The organism is Actinoplanes sp. NPDC051851 (assembly GCF_040681165.1).
In the GTDB taxonomy this organism is placed as follows: Bacteria; Actinomycetota; Actinomycetes; order Mycobacteriales; family Micromonosporaceae; genus Actinoplanes.
Map to the genome: position 1 here is coordinate 315,506 of NZ_JBFAYF010000003.1, position 21,192 is coordinate 336,697.

The following is a 21,192-nucleotide window of genomic DNA, read 5'->3' on the forward strand; positions in this document are numbered from 1 at the left end:
CCCTCTCTCCAATGGGTGCGCCGCCGCCGTCGCCGGCCGCGGCGCGATAACGCGCGGTACGCTTCTAGATCCGTTTCGTTTCCCATAGGGAAACGGCGTTCTCTTTCTGCGTGGGATCTATAAACTCAGTCGCGGACCGGTGGTGTCAACCCTCCGAGCAGCCTTATCTCGCCTGGCGATACGCCGTTTCCATGGTTCGGCCGGAATCGCGCCCGGCCGGAAACACCGCGGAAACCGGGCCGCCGGACCCGAGCCGCCCGACCGCCGCGGCGAGATCCTCCACAGCGGACGGCGAGAGCGCGCGGACCGCGTTCCCGGTGAACTTCGCGGCCACCTCGGCGGCGCTGAGCGGATGCCCCGGCCCACCGCGCGAGCTGCCCACCCGATGACTCAGCGTGGTCCCGGCCGTCGTCCGGACGCGTAACACCGCGGCAAAGGTTCGCGGGAACGCGGCGGTCGCCTCCGGATCGGCGCAGACCGTCACCTTCGACGCCAGCGCCAGCCGCTCAGGGTCCAGCTCCACGAAGTCGTCCAGCCCGACGCCGAGCCCGGAACCGCCGGTCAGTGCGATCGCGAGGGTGTATGGCCCGGAGAACTTCGCGTGGTACCCGCTGCGCGGCCGGGCCTTCTCCTCGGGCGGCTCGGCGATGGTCCGCAGCACCGGCTCGGCCACCCCGAGCTCGATCGCGGCCACCTCCGACGGCCGCAGCCCGGCCCGGCGCAGGGCAAGGGCGCAGTCGATCCCGGCGTGTGTGAAGTGGTTCGACGGGTACGGCTTGAAGACCGTCCGCAGCAGTTCCCACTCCTCGCCGAGCCCGTCGGTGACCGCACGCGGGTCGAACCGCCCGGTGTGCGCGGCGAAGAACCCGAACCTACCCTCCAGGACCGTCGGCGGCCCGGTCAGTCCTTCGGCCGCCAGGGTCGCCGCGACCACCCCGGCGTGCGCCGCCCAGCCGCAGTGCGTGCGCTTCACCGAGCCGCCGGTCCGGTTCGCCTCCAGCACGCCCGCGCCCATCGACGCGGCGATCCCGATCGCGTCGGCGATGCCCGTGCCGTCCAGCCCGTAGAGCCGTCCCACCGCGACGGCCGCGCCGATCGTGCCGCAGATCGAGGTGGCGTGCTGACCGCGCTCGAAGTACAGGTTCGCGCCGGTCTCCGGATCACACCCGGCCATCCCGATCCGGTTGGTCACCTCGATCCCGGCGGCGATCGCGGCGATCAGGTCGCCCTCCGCACCGGCCTCGGCGGCGGCCAGCGCGGCGGGCACCACCGACGCGCTCGGGTGCAGCACCGACGGGAGGTGGGTGTCGTCGTAGTCGAGCGAGTGGGCGAGCACGCCGTTCACGAACGCGGCCGACGGCGCGGGGAGCCGCTCGCCGGAGCCGATCACGGTCGCCTCCGGCACGCCACCCCAGCGTTTCATCGCCGCGAGTGCGGCGGGTGCGGCGTCCGCGCTTCTTTCCGCGTACGCCGCGAGCGCGTTGCCCAGGACATCGAGGATGCGAGTGGGCACGTCCGCACGAACCGGCGCCGGTGGATCAACCGTCGCCGCGAACTCCCCGAGTGCCCGTGCCAGGGGCCCGGTCACGGCACGACCGCCAGCGGACGCACCGGGGAACCCGTGGCGCCGACCAGCTTCAGCGGGGCCAGGATGAACTGGAACTCACGGACGCCCGCGTCGGCGAGCCCGGCCAGCATCATCGTCTCGACGATGTTGATGCCCGCCTCGACCAGCAGGATCCGGTGCACGGGCAGGCTGGCGTGCCCGGCGCCCGGCGCGATCCGCTCGTAGGCGATCGTCTCGGCCCCCGTGACCGCGGCGCCGCGCGCAGCGATCCACTGCGCGGCGCCCTCGCCGGGTCCCGGCACTCCTTCCGCCGTACCCAGGAAGGAAGCACCCTCGCCGAAGCGCCGCGACCAGCCGGTGCCCACCAGGATCGCGTCACCGGCATTGATGACGAGGTCGCCGGCGGCGGCCTCGAGGTCGGCGGCCGTCACCTCATAGCCCGGCGGCAGCACCTCGACGCCGTGCAGGGCGGCCACGTCGAGGAAGACGCCGCGACCGGCGAAGGGCGGGAACTCGTCGATGCCCAGCCGGGCGAAACCGGCGTCGGACTGCACGTCGGCCGCGACGACGCCACCGTGCAGCAGGCCGTCCTGGGAGACGTGCGCGAGCGCGTCGACGTGCGTGCCGACGTGCGTGCCGAGCACCAGGATGTCGTTGGCGGCCGAACCACCGCCGGCCCGCACCATGTCACCGTGCCGGCGGACGAGGGAGTGCTGGTAGGCGGGATGGTTCGGGGACTGCGGCATGCCCCGCCGCATCGGCTGGGCGAGGTCGAACACTTTCACGGTCAAATGGCTCCTTCGGCCTTCAGCGCGGCCCGCTCCTCCTCGTCGTAGCCGAGGCCGGCGAGCACGTCGTCGGTGTCGGCGCCCCGCTCGCGGCCGGTCCACCGGATCCGGCCCGGCGTGCGGGACAGGCGGTACAGCGGGCCCGGCATCCGCACCGGGCCCAGCACCGGGTCCTCGGCGGTGGTCACCGCGTCGCGCGCGATGAACTGCGGGTCCCGGAAGACGTCCGCGATGTCGTAGATCGGGGCGATCGCGGCCTGGGCGCCCTCGAAGGCGGCGGTGACCGTCGCCAGGTCGCGCTCGGCGATCCAGCCGCCGACCGCCGCGTCGAGCACGTCGGCGTGCGCGGCGCGGCTCACCCCCGAGGCGAACCACGGCTCGTCGATCAGCTCGGGGCGGCCGACCAGCGTCATCACCCGCTCGGCGATCGCCTGGGCGCTCGTCGAGACGGCGACCCAGCGGCCGTCCCGGGTGCGGTAGGTGTTGCGCGGCGCGTTGTTGACCGACCGGTTCCCGGTCCGCTGCTGTACGGTCCCGAGCTGGTCGTAGACCATCGCCTGCATCCCGAGCACGGTCAGCATCGGCTCCATGATCGCCAGATCGATGACCTGGCCCTTTCCCTGGCGCACGTCGCGGTGATACAAAGCGGTCATGATCGCCTGGGCGCAGGTGAGGGCACTGATCCCGTCGGCGAGACCGAACGGTGGCAGCGTGGGCGGGCCGTCCGGCTCTCCGGTGATCGCGGCGAACCCGCTCATCGCTTCCGCGAGCGTTCCGAAACCGGGGCGGTGGGAGTAGGGGCCTTCCTGGCCATAGGTGGTGACCCTGGCGATGATCAGCTTCTCGTGGAATTCCTCCGGCCCCAGTCCCCAGCGCTCCAGGGTGCCGGGGCGGAAGTTCTCGATGAGCACATCCGCCCGATTTATCAGATTTTTCGCGACTTCCGCGCCTTTGGGATTGCTCAGATTGAGGGTGATCGTCCGCTTGTTCCGGCCCAGCATGGTCCACCAGAGCGGGACGCCGTCCTTGGCCGGGCCATGCCCGCGCGCCGGATCGCCCTTGACCGGGTGCTCGACCTTCACCACGTCCGCGCCGTAGTCCCCGAGGATCGTGGCGGCGAGCGGCCCGGCGAAGAGGGTCGAGGCGTCGACGACGGTCACGCCGGTGAGCGGTCCTTCTGGGGCGGCGGTCATGCCACAGGTTAACCACTCTGTTCCATCAAAGGAAACCCCGTTACTGTGTGCGAAACGCACGCTTCCGTCGTGGAGGGTTTCCCATGAGCCGTTACGACCTACTGGTCCGGGGAGGCACCCTGGTCGTGCCCTACCAGGGGACGATCCGGGCCGACCTGGGCGTCAAGGACGGTCGCGTCGCGGCGATCGGCGCCTTCGAGCCCGACGAGGCCGTCCACGTCATCGACGCGACCGGCAAGCTGGTCTTCCCCGGCGCCGTCGACGCCCACTTCCACCTGGGCATCTACCGCCCGCTCGCGGTCGACGCGGCCGAGGAGACCCGATCCTCCCTGGTCGGCGGCGCCACCACGGTCCTCTCCTACTTCCGGACCGGGCAGCACTACCTGAACAAGACCGGGCCGTACGAGGAGATCCTGCCCGAGGTCCAGGCGGCGGTCGCCGGCCACGCGTGGACCGACTACGGCTTCCACCTGGCCCCGATGGACACCGCCCAGGTCCGCGAGGTCCCGTCCCTCGTCGCCGGCCACGGGGTCAGCTCCTTCAAGTACTACATGTTCTACAAGGGCTTCAACCTGTCCGCCGACTCGCGCGACAGCAAGGCCTTCACGATGAGCGACGAGTACGACCTCGGCCACCTCTACCAGCTGATGGAGGCCGTCGCCGCGGCCAACGCGACCACCGGCCGCCGGGTCTCGCTCTCCCTGCACTGCGAGCAGGCCGAGCTGATGCGCCTCTTCATCGACCGGGTCCGCGCGGCCGGCGACCCGCAGACCCTGAAGGCCTATGCGGACGCCCGCCCGCCGCTGACCGAACGGGTCGCGATCGGCGAGGCCACCACGCTGGCCCGCGCCACCGACTGCGCCATCAACCTGCTGCACCTCTCCTCGGGCGAGGCCCTGGCCGCCGCGCGCGAGGCCCGGATCGCCATGCCCGGCGTCGACATGCGCTTCGAGGTCACCCTGCACCACCTCTGCCTCACGCACGAGGAACTGGACGCGCGCGGAGGTCTGGGCGGCAAGGTCAACCCGCCGATCCGCAGCCGGGACGACACCGAGGCCCTCTGGGCGGGCGTCCTGGACGGCACGGTCGGCTGGGTCGCCTCCGACCACGCGTGCTGCCTGGAACACGAGAAGGGCGACGAGCTCTGGCCCGCCCTCCCCGGCTTCGGCGGCACCGCCCTGCTCTACCCGATCCTGATCAGCGAGGGCATGCACCAGCGCGGCCTCTCCCCCGCCCGCGTCGCCGAGCTGGTCTCCGCCAACCCGGCGCGGGCGTACGGCCTGGGCGACCGCAAGGGCAACCTGCTGGTGGGTTACGACGCCGACCTGACCATCATCGACCCCGACCTGGAGCAGGAGGTCACCACGGACCTGCTCCTCTCCGGCCAGGACCACTGTCCTTTCGAGGGCCGCAAGGTCCGCGGCTGGCCGGTCGCCACGATCCTGCGAGGCCACCTGGCCTACGAGAACGGCACGGTCCTCGGCACCCCGCAGGGCGCCTTCCTGTCCCGCTGACCCCGGGTTCGCGGATCGCGCTCCAGCCCCGCGCGATCCGCGAACCCGGTCCACCACCCTCGATCCACCGAAAGGCGGATTCCCGACACCGCTCCTCCCGGGTGAGACGTGATCTCGGAGGACCCTGACGGCGCCGAAGTCGGGCATGATGGTTCTGAGCGCAGACGAGGAAGGTTCTACCAGCGGAAGCAGGAACCGGTGGTGATTCGATGAGCCAGATCGAGAATGTTCCGGAGGTGGGCGAGCAGCTCATCGTCCGCGCCGTCGGCCCGGCGACCGAGGGCGGTCGCATCTCACTCGCAGAGCTGGCCCGATTGGCCGGCGGCCTACAAGCCTCGCTCGAACGAATCGCTCTGAGCATCAGCGGCAACACCACCAAGCCCGGCCGACGCCCGCGAGAGATCGTCGATGCCGTCCGGCTTGATTTCGTCGGGTTTCAGCACGGCTCGGCGATCCTCAGCATCTCCCGTCTCGGGCAACTCAGTCTCGACGACCTGCTCGGCAGTTCGCTCGACGCGCTGGAGGAGGGTGTCAACAGCCTCCACCGCGATCCTGCCACCCTGCCGCCGCACTTCACTCCGCAGGTCATCAACGGAATCCGAGACCTCACCGGAGGCATCAGCGCCGGCGGCGTGAATCGCATCGAATTCCTGCGCAGCGGGACCGTGCGCTTCACCCTGGACGAGGATCTGCAGAAAGCCGTTCGAGCCGTTCAGCCCGAGTCTGTTCAGCAACTGGTCAACGTGGTGGGACGGCTACACATGGGCGACTTCTCCCCAGCCGGCCTCCGTTGCCGCATCGACACCTTCGCCGGCAGTGTGCTGTGCGACTTCACGCTCGACCTTCGCGACGCTGTGCTCGATTCCATGGACCAGATGGTGATGGCAGAGGGAACCGGTGAGCTGGATCCCAATGGCGTCTCCGTCCACGTCCTGCATCTTGCCCGCCTCGAAACGTTGAGCAGCGCCCGTCCGAGATCCCTGGAAACCCTCTCCCAGGAACAAGGCATTCGGCCGCTGGAATCCATCGAGGACCTCGGCGGACCACCCATGGAGGATTTCGAGGCGTTTCTCGCCGCCATCCGATCCGCACGTCTGGGTGATGAATGAAGCACGTGATCGTTGACACCGACGCCTTTTCTCACCTCTGGCAGAACTCCAGCACCGCCAGTTCGTTCGCCACGCATCTCGTCGGCGTGGTGCCCGTCCTCAGCTTCACCACGGTCGCCGAAGTGCACTTCGGCGCCGCGAAAGGCGGCTGGGGCGGACGCAGACTGGGTCAACTCGAGGAAGCGATCCGGCGGTATGTGGTCGCCCCGTACGACCAGGACCTCGCCCGGCTGTGGGGACGGTTGAAGCATCAGGCCCAGCAGACCGGGCACGCGCTGGGACACAGCAGCCAGACCAATGACCTGTGGATCTGTGCGACCGCTGTTTATCACAACGCACCGCTTCTGACACTCAACCGACGGCATTTCGAGAACTTCCCCGGGCTCGTCCTTCTGTCCTGACCGCGATACCGGGTGGTGGCTCGGACAGCCGCCCCACCCGGCTCGTATCCGATACCGTCAGGCGCCGGCGTCGTGGGCCGCCATCACGTCCTGGCGGTCCGGCTCCTCACGGAGGATGGCGCAGTTCAGCCACTCCTCGGGGATGGCGAAGGCGTCGACCAGCGTGCGCATCGACGGGCGCAGCTCGCGCAGCAGGTCGTTGACGACCGCCGTGACCGCCTTGGAGCGGGCCGGGGTCAGGCGGCCGTGCTCCAGGAACCAGCCCTTGTCCGCCTCGATCACGGTCAGCGCGTACAGGTCGCAGAGCTTGTTGAGCAGCGCCTTCTCCGCCGTGCCGGGGGCACGCTCGATGCCCGCGACGAACGCCTCCAGGGTGATCCGGTCGATGTGCGCGGTGGCCGTCTTCAGCACGTGGTCCTGGACGTCGTTGAAGATCTCGAACGGGCGGTCCTTCTTGGTCGCGGCGCCGCTGCGCAGGCGGCGGATGGCGCCCTCCAGGACGTGCTTCTCCCGGTCCTCGAACATCGTCAGGTGCCAGCCGCGGTCGGTCACCGCGACCTCCTCACCCCGGCCGGGAACGGCGCTGACCAGGCGCTGGATCAGGGCGCGGGCGGCGGTACGCTCCAGCACCATCTCCCGCACCTGCTCGGCCACGAACGTCGCGCGACCCCAGCCGTCCAGTGATCCGAAAGCGTCGCGGTAACCGGTGAGCAGGCCCTTCGCGACCAGCTGGAGCAGGACCGTGTTGTCGCCCTCGAACGTGGTGAAGACGTCGGTGTCCGCCTTCAGCCCCGGCAGCCGGTTCTCCGCGAGGTAGCCCGCGCCGCCGCACGCCTCCCGGCACATCTGGATGGTGTGGGTGGCGTGCCAGGTCTGCATCGCCTTCAGCCCGGCGGCCCGGGACTCCAGCTCGCGCTGCTGGTGCTCGTCGGCCGGGCCGGAACCGCCCTGCACGTCGGCGAGGGTGCCGACGAGCTCCTCCTGGGCGAACGCGTACGCGTAGCTGGTGGCCAGCGCGGGCAGGAGTTTGCGCTGGTGGGCCAGGTAGTCGTTGAGCGCGATCTCGCGCTCGGCGCCCGGCGCGGTGAACTGGCGGCGGGTCTCGCCGTACCGGACCGCGATGGTCAGCGCCTCGCGGGTGGCGGCCGACGCGGCGCCGCCGACCGTGACCCGGCCGCGGACCAGGGTGCCGAGCATGGTGAAGAAGCGGCGGGTGTCGTTCTCGATCGGGCTGCTGTACGTGCCGTCCTCGGCGACCTGGCCGTACCGGTCGAGGAGCATGTCGCGCGGCACGCTGACGTGGTCGAAGCTGATCCGCCCGTTGTCCACGCCGAGCAGGCCCGCCTTCGGGCCCGCGTCACCGAGGGTCACGCCGGGCATCGGGTCACCGTTGCCGTCCCGGATCGGGACCAGCCAGGCGTGCACGCCACGGGACTTCCCACCGGTAATCAGCTGGGCGAAGACGACCGCCATCCGCCCGTCCCGCGCGGCGTTCCCGATGTAGTCCTTGCGCGCCGCCTCGTGCGGCGTGTGCAGGTCGAACGTCTGCGTCGCCGGGTCGTACACGCAGGTGGTGCGCAGCTGCTGCACGTCCGAGCCGTGACCGGTCTCGGTCATCGCGAAGCAGCCGAGGATCTCGGTGTCGATGATGTCCTTCAGGTAGGCCGCGTGCTGCCGCTCGTTGCCGAGCGCGACGACCGCCCCGCCGAACAGGCCCCACTGCACGCCGGCCTTCACCATCAGCGACAGGTCCAGGTAGGCGAGCATCTCGGCGGCCACCACCGACCCGCCCTGATCCCCCGACCCACCGTGCCCGGCCGGGAACGCCGAGGCCACCCCCACATCGGTGGGCAGCTTCCGGATCAGCCGTGAGATCCGCTCCCGCGCCTCGTCACCGGTCTCCCCGGGCACCGCGACGAACTCCGCACCCAGCTCTTCCCGCACCGCCCGACGGATCGCCACCCACCGGCCGTCCAGCACGTCCCGCAACGCTTCACTGACCATGCCCCCATTCTGTACCCGCCAGTAACTTGCCGCCCCCAAACCCGGCCTTTCTCACACCCCACCCCTTTCCGCGTACGGCGCAGACCACGGCACCCGTTCGATGGAGTCGCCGTACGAAGTCGGCAAGATACGCTCCGGAGCCGGGTCCACAGAGGTGAGTGAGGTTCGATGGCTCAGTCGACGAGTGTTCTCTCCGGTCCGTGGCGGTGGCCGCTGGGCGGGCTGGCGGCGATCGCCGTCGGCGCCTGCATCATGCCGATGAGCCAGCTGTCCTGGTACCTGCCGCTCGCCGGGCTCGGCGAGGCGCTGCTGATCTGGATCTCCTGGCGCGAGTCGGTGGCGGCTCGCCACTCCGTCGACCCGGCCCGGCTACAGGCACGGACCGGCCGGGTGATGAGACTCCTCGCCCAGGGCAGCGAGGACGCCGCACGCACCGAACTCGCCGCACTCCTGCCGGACCTGGAACGCGTCCTCGGCCCGGACCATCAGCTCACCCTCGGCGCCCGCATGCTCGACCTACGGCTCCGCGGCGACCGCGGCGAGGTCCCGGACCGGGTCGCCGCCATGGCCGAGCTGATCGAGCACCAGAAGCGGGTCCTCGGCCCGGACTCCGAGGAGACCCTCGCCTCGCGGTACCAGATCCTCGACTGGATGACCGAGGACGGCGACACCCCCGAGGTGCGCGCGGCCTACACGGCGCTGATCGGCGACGCCACCCGGGCGCTGGGCGCCGGCCACTCCCTGCCGCTGGTCTCCCGCAGTTCCCTGGCCATCCTGCGATACCAGGCCGGCGAGCGGGACGCCCTGCCGGAGCTCACCACCGTCGCCGCCGACATGGAACGCGCCCTCGGCCCGGACGACCCGACCACGATCAGCACCCGCCGCCTCCTCGCCCAGTGGGATCCGGCGCACTGAGCAGCGATTTGTCGGGCTTCCCGGTCGGCCCGACCGGCACCTGGTCGATCAGCGTCACGGTCGCCGGGACCGCGAGGTCGCCCAGGCGGCCGGCGATCCGGGTACGCAGCTCACCCGGGTCCGGGGTGCGGCCGGAGGCGGGCACCACGAAGGCGTGCACGGCCTCGCCGGTCTCGTCGTCGGGGCGGCCCACCACGTACGCCTCGGCCACCCGGGGATCCTCGGCCAGCACCCGCTCGATCGGGCCGGCGTGGACCAGCTGCGCCTGGACGATGATGACGTCGCGGGCCCGGCCGTGCAGGCGCAGGTAACCGTCCTCGGTGATGCCCGCGAGGTCCCGGGTCCGCACCCAGCCGCCGGTGAAGACCTCCGCGGACTCCACCGGATCCCGCCAGTAGAGGGAGCCCTGCGCCGGGGTCCGCACGTAGAGTTCCCCGTCCACGATCCGGGTCCCGGTGACCGCGGGCGGGCGGCCCACGGTGTCCGCGTGGCCGGGGATCTCCGCCGGGGTCAGCATGGCGATCATCCCGGTCTCGGTCTGGCCGTAACCGTGGAAGATCACCGGCCCGAGCACCGCGAGGGCCTCACGGAGCCGCGCCGGTTCGAGGGGCGAGCCGGAGACCATCAGCGCCCGCAGGCCGCTCAGGTCGGCGGGGTCCGCCCGCTGGCTCCGGACCAGCTGATGCAGTTTGCCGACGGTGATGACACTCGCGGTCGCCCGGTGCCGGACGATCGCGTCCGGGAACCCCGGCGGCCGGGCGGCGACCAGCACCCCGCCGGCCGCGAGCGTGAGGATGCCGTACTCCAGCATCACCTGACTGCTCAGCGACCCGAACACCAGGTACCGGTCGAGCCGTTTCGCCAGCTCCGCGATCGCCGGCGGCCAGCGGTCCGGATGCGCCGCCCAGGCCGCCGACATCGCGTCGTACGTCTGCGCGCAGCCCTTGGGTTCCCCGGTGCTCCCGCTGGTATAGATGATCCGCGCGACGTCACCGGCCCGGCCCGCGCACTCGAGCGCGACGTCGGGATGCCTGATCAGCTCCGCGACCACCGCGTCGTCGACGATCGCCGCGTCGTCCCGCTCGGCCAGGCGCGCGACCTGCGCCTCGCTGAGCCCCGGCGGTAGCCCGGAGATCCGCGCGCCCACCGCGAAGGCCGCGATCGTCATCGCGAAGGCCCGCGCGTCGACGCCCAGCCGCAGGGCGACCCCGCGCCCCGGCCCGATCCCCCGCGCCCGGAGCCCGCCGCCGAGACGCCGGATCATCCCCAGCATCGCGGCGCCGGACGTCACCTCGTCCCCGTCCTCGAAGACCGGGCGATCCCCGGCCTCGTGCAGGATCCGCACCACTGCCCCGGGCCACATGGCTCAGAGCACGCCCTTGAGGAACCGGACCAGCGGCTCCTGGTGCACCGACGGGATGTTCCAGTGGTTCTCCAGGTTCTCCGCGAGGTGGTGCTCCGCGACGACCACGCCGTCCCGGCGCACCCGGACCACCGGGTGCAGGTAGCTCGCGTCGTGTGCCGCCTCCGGGTCGTTCTCCGCGATCCGCGGCACGTCGATGTCGAACGGGTCCACCTGGTCGTGGCCCGGGCCGTACTCCAGCGTCACCGCGATGGTCAGCGGCCCCGGCTCCAGGTACGCCACCGGCACCTCCTCCCGGTAGCGGGCGACTCCCCCATCCACCGTGACCACGTCGGCGAGCACCGCGAACTGCTGCCAGAGCGCCGACGACACGTTGATCCGGGCGATGATCGCGTCGGTGATCGCTTCCGGACTGGCCGGGAACGAGACCGACGGCCACGGCGCGTCGTGGTAACGCTCGCCGAGGATCCGGTGCAGCGCGCGGACGCCGTACCGGAATCCGTGGATGAACCCGTTCGTCGACTTCTTGAAGTCCCGCTGCTGGCTGAGCGTCCCGGCGAAATACAGGCCCGGGACATTGACCGACTCGAACGCCGGGGTCTGTTCCGGGAACCGGTCGTCGATCACCAGGTTCGGGCGGGCCGACGCGTCGAAGATCGAGGCGTCGAATCGGAAACCGGTGGCGATGACGACCCGGTCGTACTCGATCTCGCGAATCCGCTCGACGGTTCGGGCGTACCGGAAGAGGATCCGGAAACCGCCGCCCTCGCGCGGGAGAATGCGCTCGACGGTGCCGTCCAGAACGGCGTTCTGGGATTTGAGCTGGTACGTGTCGAGGAAGTTGTTGTTGACCGCCCGCAGGTGCCCGACGTAATGCGTCTGCCAGGCCAGCCGGATCGAGTGCGGACCGGCCACGTGGATCACCGCGGCGGTCTCGACGAGCGCGTCCGCGGTCTCGAAGGCCGAGTTCCCCTTGCCGATGATCAGCACCCGCTGGTTGACGAAGTCCTGCGGGTCGACGCTGACCGTGTCGTAGCGTTCACACAGCTCAGCCCCCTCGATCGGCGGCACGTGAAGCTGCGAGACCCCGGTGGCGATCACCACCCGCCTCGCCGACCAGGAGTCGGCCCCCGCCCGTACGGTGAAGAGGTCTTGATCGAAACAGATGTGGTCGACCCGCGTCCCGAAGCGGATCCGCAGGCCCCGGGCGACATCCCGGAGATAGCGCACCAGGTCGTCGGCCGCCGGGAAATAGCGCGAGCTGTAGTTCTTGAACAGCAGCGCCGGATCGTCGGTGAGCAGCGAATTCCAGTCCGAGCGGAGATTGAATTCGGGATCGTCCGACCCGGTCCACACCTTGTTGATGGAGATCAGCGTCCGGTGACGCGGATAGCGCGTGAAGAACGTCCCGGCGCCCTCCCCCTCCTCCAGCACGACGTAGTCATGACCGTCGCGCTCCAGCAGTGCGGCGAGCTGCAGTCCGGCCGGGCCGGCGCCGATGATGAGGTAGTCGTGCGTCATGCGCGGCAACCTACTGAGCCGATTTCAGAGCGTTCTGAGAAGTCGCCACTACCGTCCGCATTCATGACGATCGAGGTGGATCTGGCGTCCCCGCTGCGTGTCACGGACCTGCTCGCCGCCCGCGAACCACTCACCGTGCGCATTCCGCCGGCGGTCCGGGATCGTGTCACTTCCGGTCGTGTCTTCCTGTCGAAGGTGCTCGGCGACGACCGCGCGGTCTACGGGAACACGACCGGTTTCGGGGCTCTCGTCGGTTATGCCGGCCGGGCCGACCAGCGCGACCAGGCCGACAACACGCTCGCCCACCTCGGCGCAGGCCAGGGCCCCGACCTCGATCCGGCCCTCGCGCGCGCCACCCTGCTGGTCCGCGCGCACTCGCTCGCCCGGGGCGCGTCCGGGGTGTCCCCGCACGTCGTCGACGCCCTCGCCGCCGCGCTCGCCACCACGTTCGCCCCGGCGATGCCCCGGCTCGGCTCGGTCGGCGCCAGCGGTGATCTGATTCCGCTGGGCGCGGCCGCGCAGGCTCTTCGCGGGCGGGGGTACGCCTACCTGGACGGCGAGCGCCTCCCCGCCGCCGAGGCGCTCGCCCGGTCCGGCCTGAGCCCGCTGCCGTTGGACGGCCGGGACGCGCTCGCCCTGGTCAACGGCGTCTCGCTGACCACCGCCGCCACCGCGCTGGCGCTGCACCGGGTGCGTGCCTCGCACCGGGCGAGCCAGCTCCTCAGCTGCGTCCTCGCCGACCTGCTCGGCTGCGACCCCCAGTTCCTGGACCCGGGCCTGCTGTCCCTTTACGGTCACCCGGGCACGGCCGCTGTCGGCACGACGATGCGCTCGTTCCTCTCCGGCACGACACCCACCGGCGAACGCCCCCTTCAGGAGCCCTACAGCATCCGGTGTACGCCCCAGCTGCTCGGCGCCGCGGAGGACGCGCTGCGCTATGTGGACGGCGTGGTCGCCGCCGACCTCGCCGGGGTCAGCGACAACCCGCTCTTCTTCCCGGACGACGACCGCGTCGTGCACGGCGGCAACTTCTTCGGCCAGCCCGCCGCGTTCGCCGCCGACGTCCTCGCCATGGTCGTCGCCCAGGTCGGCAACCTCGCCGAACGCCAGCTCGACCTCCTCGTCGACCCGGCCCGCAACGGCGGCCTCCCGCCGATGCTCGCCGCCGGCCCCGGACAGCAGCACGGCCTGCAGGGCGTCCAGCTCGCGTCGACCGCCCTGATCACCGAGATCCGCCGCGACTGCCTCCCCGCGAGCATGCAGAGCCTCCCCACCAACCTGCACAACCAGGACGTCATCCCGCTCGGCACCCAGTCGGCCCTGCGCGCCCTCGACCACGCGTCCCTGCTCTCGCTGATCACCGGCTCCCTCGCCCTGGGCCTGCGCCAGGCCGTCCACGTCAGCCCGCGCACCCCGGCCGCCCCCGCCTGCGCCGCCGTCCTCGCCGCCCTCGCCGCCGAGATCCCCCCGATCGACCCGGACCGTCCACTGGAGACCGCCGTACGCCAGGCCGCCACGATCGTGGAGAACCTCGCATAGCTCGCGTCGGGCAGGATGGCGGTCATGGCCGTACGCACAGCACTCATCGCCGGTGGCGGCATCGCCGGCGCCGCAACCGCCCTGGCCCTGCACCGCGCCGGCATCCCCGCCGAGATCTACGAGGCGCACCCCTCCGGCGGCGAGGACGCCGGCGCCTTCCTCACCGTGATGCGCAACGGCATGACCGCCCTCGCCGCGATCGACGCCGCCGAGGCGGTCACCGCGGTCTCCTACCCCGCGCGGGCGGTCTCCCTCTGGGACGCGGGCTTCACCCACCTCGGCCGCCGCCCCATCGAGTCCCCGGCCCGGACCATCACCCGGGCCGCCCTCTACCGCGCGCTGCAGGAGCTGGCCACCGCGCGCGGCATCCCGGTCCACCACGGCAGACGGCTCGCCGACGCCACCGTCACCCCCACCGGCGTCCTCGCGACCTTCACCGACGGCACCACCGCGTCCGGCGACATCCTGATCGGCGCCGACGGCATCCACTCCCGCACCCGCCACCTGATCGACCCGGCCGCCCCGGCCCCCCGCTTCGCCGGCCAGCACGTCGTCTACGGCTACACCCCCGGCAACCCCTCCGGCGCCGCCGTCGACGAGTACCACATGGTCCGCGGCACACACGCCTTCTTCGGTTTCACCGTCCCGGCAGACGACGGCCGCACCTGGTGGTTCGCCCGCCTCCCCGCCCCGGCCCCGACCACCCTCCCGACCGGCCCCCAGCCCGGCTCGGAAGCCACCGCCCGCTCCTGGCGCGACCTGGTCCTGACCGCCTGCCGCGACCACGACACCCCGCTCACCAGCATCGTCAGCGGAACCGGCACCGACATCATCGGCGGCGACTCCTACGACATCCCCACCACCCCACACTGGCACGACACCCACCTGGCCCTGGTCGGCGACGCCGCCCACGCCGCCACACCCGCCGCCGCCCAGGGCGCGTCGATGGCCCTGGAGGACGCCATCACCCTGGCCACCGCCCTGACCTCACACGACACTCCGGCCGACGCGTTCGCCACGTACGAGTCCCTCCGCCGCACCCAGACCGAGGAGACGGTCGCCACCTCCGCCAAGCTCAGCACCCGGGGCACCCGGAGCGCCCGCGCTCCCGGCTCCCCCACTCTCTGACCCGCCCGGCACCCGCTGCGCGAGCCGGGTCAGAACACGGGCGGAGCGCCGCACCGACCAGACCTGCGTTCTTGACGCATCCCGGTTGATGCATCTCCCTTGATGCATCAAGCAGGATGCATCACTTCCGATGCATCACTTCCGATGCATCACTTCCGATGCATCCCGGTTGATGCATCACCCCCGATGTATCGCTCGTGATGCATCCCGCTTGATGCATCAGGAGCGATACACACGCAGCGCCCGCGAAGGGAGCCGACCGGGCAACCGCGACAGGCTGGTCACATCTGGACCACCTGGGCGGGACGCCGGATCCCGTGACCGGGTGCCCGCCCGAACACTCGCCGCCCGCGGATCGCCGGCTCCGCCGGCAAGGGGTTCGATCATGGACCGGCCGGGCGGCACCCGGCGGGCGATGAGCCGCCGGTCCGGGGCGCCTCGGCCGGTCGGCTGGCTGTCCGGGGTGCCTCAGGCCGATCGGCTGGCGATCCGGGGTGCCTCAGGCCGATCGGCTGGCGATCCGGGGTGTCTCAGGCCGATCGGCTGGCGATCCGGGGTGTCTCAGGCGCCCGAGAGACCCCTGACCACCAGCCGCGCCGGGAAAGCTGGCGCTCACGGGTCACTCCAGCCCGCTGACACACCCCTGAGCACCAGCCACCAAGATCATCCCCGCAGTTGATCATGAAAAGTCGATCAAGTCCGGCCAAACAGGGCCCGCCCCGACCGGAGGAAACCCCCGCCGGAGTTGACCAACGGGGTCACGGGTGTGTCGACCGCGTCGACACACCCGTGACGACCAGCCAGAAGCGGGACAAATAAGCGTGAGATCGCACGAACGGGGCGATCGTGAGTAGACGGGTGGAGCGGGGCGGTCAGTCGGTGGCGGATTCCAGGTAGCCGGTCAAGTAGGCCAGGGCTGCGATGGATGCGGGACGGGGGGCGGGGACGGGGGCAGGGGCAGGGGCGGGGCAGGGGCAGGGCGGGGCGGGCGTACCGGGAAAGGGCGTTGAAAAAACTCTGAATTCCGGGTTCTACGGTCGGCGGCATGGCGCTTGACTACCTGATCATCGGGGCCGGACCGGCCGGACTGCAGCTTGCCGGGCTGCTGGAGCGTGACGGCGAGCGGGATTACCTGGTGCTGGAGGGGGCGGGCAGGCCGGGCGCCTTCTTCGAACGGTTTCCGCGGCACCGGACGCTGATTTCCATCAACAAGCCGCGGACCGGGAGCGACGATCCGGAACTGAATCTGCGGCTGGACTGGAACTCGCTGCTCAGCGACGATCCGGAACTGCGGTTCACCCGGTACACGCAGCGATATTTTCCGGACGCTGACGTGATGCTGCGGTATCTCGCGGACTTCGCGCGCGGGCTGCGGATCGAGTACGACACCCGGGTCACGAGGGTCAGCCGTGACGGTGGGCTGTTCACCGTGGAGGCCGGCGAGCGGTCCTGGCAGGCGCGGCGGCTGATCGTGGCGACCGGGGTGTCGCGCGCCTACGAGCCGGAGATCCCCGGGTTCGAGCTGGCCGAACGGTATGCCGAGATGTCCGTCGACCCGCAGGACTACCTCGATCAGCGGGTGCTGATCATCGGCAAGGGCAACTCCGCGTTCGAGACGGCGGAGAACCTGATGGAGACGACCACGGTGATCCACGTGGCCGGGCCGAGCTCGGTGCGGCTCGCCTGGCGTACGCACTATGTCGGACACCTGCGCGCCGTGAACAACAATTTCCTGGACACGTACCAATTGAAGTCAGCCAATGCGATTCTCGACGGCACGGTGAAGAGCATCGAGCGGGACGGGGACGGCTTCCGGGTCCGCTTCGGGTTCTCCCGGGTCGACGAGGTGGTCAAGGAACTGCACTACGACCGGGTGCTCGCGTGCACCGGATTCCGCTTCGACGACTCGATCTTCGACGACTCGTGCCGGCCGGAGCTGACCATCCGGGACCGCTTCCCGGCACAGACCGAGTCATGGGAGTCGGTCAATGTGCCGGGGCTGCACTTCGCGGGCACGATCGGCCAGGTCCGCGACTTCAAGAAGTCCACCGGCGGCTTCATCCACGGTTTCCGGTACGCCGTCCGCTCCCTGCACCGGATCCTCGAGCTCACGTACGCCGCGACGCCCTGGCCGGCCGAGAAGCTGGACGCCGCACCGAAGGCGCTCGCCGACGCGGTGATCGCGCGGGTCAACCGTTCCTCCGCGCTCTGGCAGCAGTTCGGCTTCCTCGCCGACGTGGTGACCGTGAGCGAATCGGACGCCCGGTACCACGAGGAGGTCCCGGTCGACTGGTTCACCGCGCACGGGCTCTCCACCCCGGACCACGACTACCGGCACGCCTTCGCCGTCACACTGGAGTACGGCCCCGACCACGACCGGGTCGACCCGTTCGACATCACCGTCAGCCGGATCTCGCAGGACACGCCCGGACAGGCGCACGACGCGGCGTACCTGCACCCGGTGGTCCGCTACCACCGCGACGGCGAGGTGACCGCCACTCATCACCTGGCCGAGAACCTGGAGAACCGCTGGGACCGCCCGGACGTGCACGTCGCGCCGCTGGTCGCGTTCCTGGCCCGCTGCCTCGGAACCGGACGTGAAAGCCGCAGCCTGACATGACGCCACGGTCTCACCTGGACCCCGTCCACGCCGATTACTTCGCCGGTGGCGCGGGCGAGGAGCGGACGCTGCTGGCCAACCTGGCGGCCTTCGAACGGCTGCGGATCGTGCCGCGGGTGCTGCGCGCGACCGGCGAACGGGACCTGCGGACCACCCTGTGCGGCACCGATCTGGCCACCCCGATCCTGGTCGCGCCGACCGCGTTCCACCGGCTCGCGCACCCGGACGGCGAGTCGGCGACCGCGGCGGGAGCGGCCGCGGCCGGCACCGTGATGGTGGTCAGCATGGCGGCGACCCAGCCGGTCGAGCGGATCGCCGAGGCGGGCGGCCCGCTCTGGTTCCAGCTCTACCTCCAGCCGGACCCCGATTTCACCACCCTTCTGGTACGCCGTGCGGAGAAGGCGGGTTGCCGGGCGCTCGTGGTGACCGTGGACTCCCCGGTCCACGGGCGGCGCGAACGCGACCGGCGGAACGGGTTCACCGACCTACCGACGGGACTGACCTGCGAGAACCTGCGGGACGAGACCGGGCGGGTGCGGGACATCGCGATGGACGCGACGGTCGGCTGGGACCGGATCGACCGGCTGCGCGGGGTCACCGGACTACCGATTCTGATCAAGGGCGTCCTGCACCCCGCGGACGCCCGGCTCGCCGTCGAGCACGGCGCGGCCGGGGTGATCGTCTCGAACCACGGTGGGCGGCAGCTGGACGGCGCGATCGCCTCCGTCGACGCGCTGCCCGCGGTGGCCGAGGCGGTCGGCGGGCGGATCCCGGTGCTGGTCGACGGCGGGATCCGGCGCGGTACCGACGTGCTGGTGGCGCTCGCGCTGGGTGCGGACGCCGTGCTGATCGGGCGGCCCGTGCTGGAGGCGCTGGCCGGGGGCGGGGCTGCCGCCGTACGGGAGAAGCTGCGGAACCTGACCGACGAGCTGGACCACGTGATGGCTCTGGCCGGGGCGCGGCGGCCGGCGGACCTGACGCCCGACCTGGTGGTGGCGTGGTGAGCGCGGTGGTCCGGCTCCGCGAGTGGATCTTCCGGCGGGTGAACGGGGCGGAGGGCATCCCGGTGCCGGGGCCGCTGATCGGGGCGGAGCACTTCGAGCGGGTCTACAGCGATCCGGCGGCGGACGGGCGGAGTCGCGGCGCGGGGCTCTCCGACCTGTTCTGGTACTGGCTGGCACCGGGACCGCAGATGCACCAGGAGCACCTCGAGCCGGGTGATCGCTACCAGACGGTGGCGCGGGTGACCCGGAGGGTGCTGGCGGTACCGCACGCCCGCTCGGACGCCCTGGCCACCGCGGCCACCCGGCGGGCCCTCGCCGGGGTTTCGGGATTCGTCCGGCTGCGCGATCTCATGATGCCGGTCTGGGCGGAGGTCTTCCACGAGCTCGTGTTCGCGGAATCGTGTCCCCCCGCCGCCCGGGACATGATCGTGGCCAACGCCGACGATGTGGTGAACGCCCTGAAGGGACTCGGGTTGCGGCACATGTCGCGGCGCGACCGGTTGACGCGGTATCTCCTCTCCCGCATCGAGGCCGGAACCTGCCCCGTCGTCCTCCCGCCACCGTTCACCGCCCAGGAGACCGCCTGGTACCTGCAGGGCGCCTTCTTCAACACGGCCGTCGTGCAGATGTCCGAGGCGATGGCCCACATCCTGCTGCTCGCAGGCGACATATCTGATGTATCGGATCAATCGCTCGACGATCTCATCGACGAGACCCTCCGCGTCCACCCGCTCTTCGGCATCGCCCACCGGATCACCTCCGCGCCGATCACCGTCGACGGGGAGACCACCATCCCCGCCGGATCCGTGCTCCTCTTCAACTACCTCGCCTACCAGCGCACCGGCCCGGCCGCCGACGACACGTTCGATCCGAGCCGATGGCGACGGCTGAAGCGCAGGGAGGCCCATTTCATCCCGTACGGCATGACCGCCAACCGGGCCTGTCCCGCCCGCGGCGCCGCACCCGTGATGCTCCGCGCCGCCACCCGCGAGGTGCTCCGGCGCTTCGCCGTCGCCGCGCCGGCCGCGCACACCCGGTCGCTGCCCAACCGCGGTCCCGCCTTCCTGACCCCGATCGGTCACCGGGGCCCGGGCCCGGCCCGGCTCGCCGCCCTGCGCCGCACCGACCGGATCGCCGACGCCGGCCGGTCGATGAAGCAGCTCGTCCTCGGCACCTGGATGGTCCTGGACGCCCGCCGCCAGAAGCTCTGCACCACCCACTTCTCCTCGTTGGAGGCACAGCCGTGACACCCACCGAGCTCGCGCCGCGGTTCTTCATCGCGGTCGCGGTGATCGTGCTCTTCTGCAAGCTGGTCGCCTGGCTGCTCGGCAAGGCCGGCCAGCCACCCGTGGTGAGCGAGATGCTGGCCGGCGTGCTGCTCGGCCCGTCACTGCTCGGGCTCCTCTTCCCGTCGGTCCAGGCGGCGCTCTTCCCCGCGCCGCTGCTGCCGGTGCTCTACGTCGTCGGCCAGATCGGCCTGGTCCTCTTCATGTTCCAGGCCGGGTACGCGTTCAAGTCCCACCGGGTCACCAACCTGGCCGGCACCGCGGGCGTGGTCTCCCTGGCCGGGGTGACCGCACCGCTCGTGCTCGGGGTGCTCCTGGTGCTGGCGACGTCGGCGACCGCACCGATCCGGGTGGACGGGGTCTCGCTCGGCGTGACGGCCGCGTTCGTCGGCGTGGCCCTGGCGATCACCGCGTTCCCGATGCTCGCCCGGATCATCACCGAGCGGGGGCACGCGGGCACCCGCCACGGCTCGCTCGCCCTGGCCAGCGGCGCGATCGACGACCTGGTCGCCTGGATCATGCTGGCCGTGGTGCTCGCCTTCGCCTCCGGGCGGGCCGGCCCGGCGCTGGTCACCGCCGGGGGCGCGGTCCTCTTCGGCCTGGTGCTCTGGCTGGCCGGGCCGCGGGTCACCGGCGCGCTGATCGGCAGCGACCGGCTCGACGACCGCGCCCGGATGCTCGGCACGACCGCCCTGCTCTTCCTGGTCGCCTGGTACACCGACGAGATCGGCCTGTACGCGGTCTTCGGCGCCTTCGCGGTCGGTGTGGTGATGCCGCAGACCGAGCGCACCGACCGGGTGATCGACACCCTCACCCCGATCGCGTCGGCGGTGTTCCTGCCGCTCTTCTTCACCTTCTCCGGGCTGCGGACCGAGTTCGCGCTGCTCGGCGACGTACGGGTACTGCTCTTCGCGGCGGCCTGCGTGACGCTGGCGATCGCCGGCAAGTTCGGCGCGTGCTGGGCCGCGGCCCGGCTGCGCGGTGAGCCGAACGACGTGGCGCTGCGGGTCGGCGCGCTGATGAACGCCCGCGGCCTGATGCAGCTGATCGCGCTCAACGTCGGGCTGGAGGCGGGCATCGTGAACTCGTCGCTCTTCACGGTGCTGGTGCTGGTCGCGCTGATCACCACGCTGATGACCACACCGGTGCTCACCCGGCTGGACCGGCACCATTCTAAGAAAACGTCAAGAGAGCGAATTCCGCTGGCGACAGCCGCCTAGACATATGAGATCTTCAATGA

At 71.1% G+C, this 21,192-nt stretch carries 16 protein-coding genes; 10 read left to right on the forward strand and 6 right to left on the reverse strand.

The annotated features are described in order from the left end of the window. Positions 1-163: 163 nt before the first annotated feature. The 3 genes from AB0M08_RS05440 to AB0M08_RS05450 are packed head-to-tail and all read right to left on the reverse strand — an operon-like array spanning position 164 to position 3,548. A complete protein-coding gene (locus tag AB0M08_RS05440) occupies positions 164-1,588 on the reverse strand; it encodes an MmgE/PrpD family protein (RefSeq protein ID WP_364488810.1) in 1,425 nt (474 codons plus the stop codon). Beyond that, entirely contained in the window at positions 1,585-2,352 is a 768-nt protein-coding gene (locus tag AB0M08_RS05445; RefSeq protein WP_364488812.1) for a cyclase family protein, read from the reverse strand. The genes AB0M08_RS05440 and AB0M08_RS05445 overlap by 4 nt, the downstream gene beginning before the upstream one ends. A gap of 2 nt (positions 2,353-2,354) precedes the next feature. Next, complete coding sequence (locus tag AB0M08_RS05450) at positions 2,355-3,548, reverse strand: CoA transferase (RefSeq protein WP_364488815.1); 1,194 nt, start codon at positions 3,546-3,548, stop codon at positions 2,355-2,357. An 83-nt stretch (positions 3,549-3,631) separates the two neighbouring features. Between AB0M08_RS05450 and AB0M08_RS05455 the strand changes: the two genes are divergently transcribed. The 3 genes from AB0M08_RS05455 (at position 3,632) to AB0M08_RS05465 (ending at position 6,572) form a co-directional block, all read left to right on the forward strand. Then, the gene (locus AB0M08_RS05455) at positions 3,632-5,062 is read left to right on the forward strand and encodes a dihydroorotase family protein (protein WP_364488818.1); all 1,431 of its coding nucleotides are present in this window, start codon (positions 3,632-3,634) and stop codon (positions 5,060-5,062) included. Positions 5,063-5,271: 209 nt separating this feature from the next. Continuing rightward, positions 5,272-6,171, forward strand: coding sequence for a hypothetical protein (locus AB0M08_RS05460; protein WP_364488821.1), 900 nt, complete (start codon positions 5,272-5,274; stop codon positions 6,169-6,171). Further along, positions 6,168-6,572, forward strand: a complete 405-nt coding sequence (locus AB0M08_RS05465) for a type II toxin-antitoxin system VapC family toxin (protein ID WP_364488824.1) — start codon at positions 6,168-6,170, stop codon at positions 6,570-6,572. The genes AB0M08_RS05460 and AB0M08_RS05465 overlap by 4 nt, the downstream gene beginning before the upstream one ends. A gap of 57 nt (positions 6,573-6,629) precedes the next feature. Here AB0M08_RS05465 and AB0M08_RS05470 read toward each other — a convergent pair whose 3' ends face one another. Beyond that, positions 6,630-8,576 carry an acyl-CoA dehydrogenase gene (locus tag AB0M08_RS05470; protein WP_364488827.1) on the reverse strand — a complete coding sequence of 649 codons (1,947 nt, stop codon included), beginning with the start codon at positions 8,574-8,576 and terminating at the stop codon, positions 6,630-6,632. 168 nt (positions 8,577-8,744) lie between these two features. Between AB0M08_RS05470 and AB0M08_RS05475 the strand changes: the two genes are divergently transcribed. Continuing rightward, a complete protein-coding gene (locus tag AB0M08_RS05475) occupies positions 8,745-9,491 on the forward strand; it encodes a hypothetical protein (RefSeq protein WP_364488830.1) in 747 nt (248 codons plus the stop codon). Here the strand turns inward: AB0M08_RS05475 and AB0M08_RS05480 are convergent. Beyond that, positions 9,448-10,854 (reverse strand): fatty acid--CoA ligase family protein, encoded by a 1,407-nt coding sequence (locus tag AB0M08_RS05480; protein ID WP_364488833.1) that lies wholly within the window; start codon positions 10,852-10,854, stop codon positions 9,448-9,450. The genes AB0M08_RS05475 and AB0M08_RS05480 overlap by 44 nt on opposite strands. A 3-nt stretch (positions 10,855-10,857) precedes the next feature. After that, positions 10,858-12,375: an NAD(P)-binding domain-containing protein gene (locus tag AB0M08_RS05485; protein ID WP_364488836.1), complete on the reverse strand. Its 1,518-nt coding sequence runs from the start codon at positions 12,373-12,375 to the stop codon at positions 10,858-10,860. A 63-nt stretch (positions 12,376-12,438) separates the two neighbouring features. Here AB0M08_RS05485 and AB0M08_RS05490 point away from each other — a divergent pair, with 63 nt between their 5' ends. From AB0M08_RS05490 to AB0M08_RS05515, 6 genes are all read left to right on the forward strand, one after another. Beyond that, complete coding sequence (locus AB0M08_RS05490; RefSeq protein ID WP_364488839.1) at positions 12,439-13,914, forward strand: aromatic amino acid ammonia-lyase; 1,476 nt, start codon at positions 12,439-12,441, stop codon at positions 13,912-13,914. A 24-nt stretch (positions 13,915-13,938) separates the two neighbouring features. Next, positions 13,939-15,042, forward strand: a complete 1,104-nt coding sequence (locus AB0M08_RS05495) for an FAD-dependent monooxygenase (protein WP_364488842.1) — start codon at positions 13,939-13,941, stop codon at positions 15,040-15,042. A 1,045-nt stretch (positions 15,043-16,087) separates the two neighbouring features. Continuing rightward, positions 16,088-17,662, forward strand: coding sequence for an NAD(P)-binding domain-containing protein (locus AB0M08_RS05500; RefSeq protein WP_364488845.1), 1,575 nt, complete (start codon positions 16,088-16,090; stop codon positions 17,660-17,662). Further along, positions 17,659-18,666, forward strand: coding sequence for an alpha-hydroxy acid oxidase (locus AB0M08_RS05505; RefSeq protein WP_364488848.1), 1,008 nt, complete (start codon positions 17,659-17,661; stop codon positions 18,664-18,666). The genes AB0M08_RS05500 and AB0M08_RS05505 overlap by 4 nt, the downstream gene beginning before the upstream one ends. After that, a complete protein-coding gene (locus AB0M08_RS05510; protein ID WP_364488850.1) occupies positions 18,663-19,913 on the forward strand; it encodes a cytochrome P450 in 1,251 nt (416 codons plus the stop codon). The genes AB0M08_RS05505 and AB0M08_RS05510 overlap by 4 nt, the downstream gene beginning before the upstream one ends. Then, the gene (locus AB0M08_RS05515; RefSeq protein ID WP_364488853.1) at positions 19,910-21,172 is read left to right on the forward strand and encodes a cation:proton antiporter; all 1,263 of its coding nucleotides are present in this window, start codon (positions 19,910-19,912) and stop codon (positions 21,170-21,172) included. The genes AB0M08_RS05510 and AB0M08_RS05515 overlap by 4 nt, the downstream gene beginning before the upstream one ends. Positions 21,173-21,192: the final 20 nt, after the last annotated feature.

Bases quoted from the DNA above. Each gene is read 5' to 3' on its own strand.
- AB0M08_RS05450 (WP_364488815.1), bottom strand. From the start codon at position 3,548: ATGACCGCCGCCCCAGAAGGACCGCTCACCGGCGTGACCGTCGTCGAC.
- AB0M08_RS05455 (WP_364488818.1), top strand. From the start codon at position 3,632: ATGAGCCGTTACGACCTACTGGTCCGGGGAGGCACCCTGGTCGTGCCC.
- AB0M08_RS05460 (WP_364488821.1), top strand. From the start codon at position 5,272: ATGAGCCAGATCGAGAATGTTCCGGAGGTGGGCGAGCAGCTCATCGTC.
- AB0M08_RS05465 (WP_364488824.1), top strand. From the start codon at position 6,168: ATGAAGCACGTGATCGTTGACACCGACGCCTTTTCTCACCTCTGGCAG.
- AB0M08_RS05470 (WP_364488827.1), bottom strand. From the start codon at position 8,576: ATGGTCAGTGAAGCGTTGCGGGACGTGCTGGACGGCCGGTGGGTGGCG.
- AB0M08_RS05475 (WP_364488830.1), top strand. From the start codon at position 8,745: ATGGCTCAGTCGACGAGTGTTCTCTCCGGTCCGTGGCGGTGGCCGCTG.
- AB0M08_RS05480 (WP_364488833.1), bottom strand. From the start codon at position 10,854: ATGTGGCCCGGGGCAGTGGTGCGGATCCTGCACGAGGCCGGGGATCGC.
- AB0M08_RS05485 (WP_364488836.1), bottom strand. From the start codon at position 12,375: ATGACGCACGACTACCTCATCATCGGCGCCGGCCCGGCCGGACTGCAG.
- AB0M08_RS05490 (WP_364488839.1), top strand. From the start codon at position 12,439: ATGACGATCGAGGTGGATCTGGCGTCCCCGCTGCGTGTCACGGACCTG.
- AB0M08_RS05495 (WP_364488842.1), top strand. From the start codon at position 13,939: ATGGCCGTACGCACAGCACTCATCGCCGGTGGCGGCATCGCCGGCGCC.
- AB0M08_RS05500 (WP_364488845.1), top strand. From the start codon at position 16,088: ATGGCGCTTGACTACCTGATCATCGGGGCCGGACCGGCCGGACTGCAG.
- AB0M08_RS05505 (WP_364488848.1), top strand. From the start codon at position 17,659: ATGACGCCACGGTCTCACCTGGACCCCGTCCACGCCGATTACTTCGCC.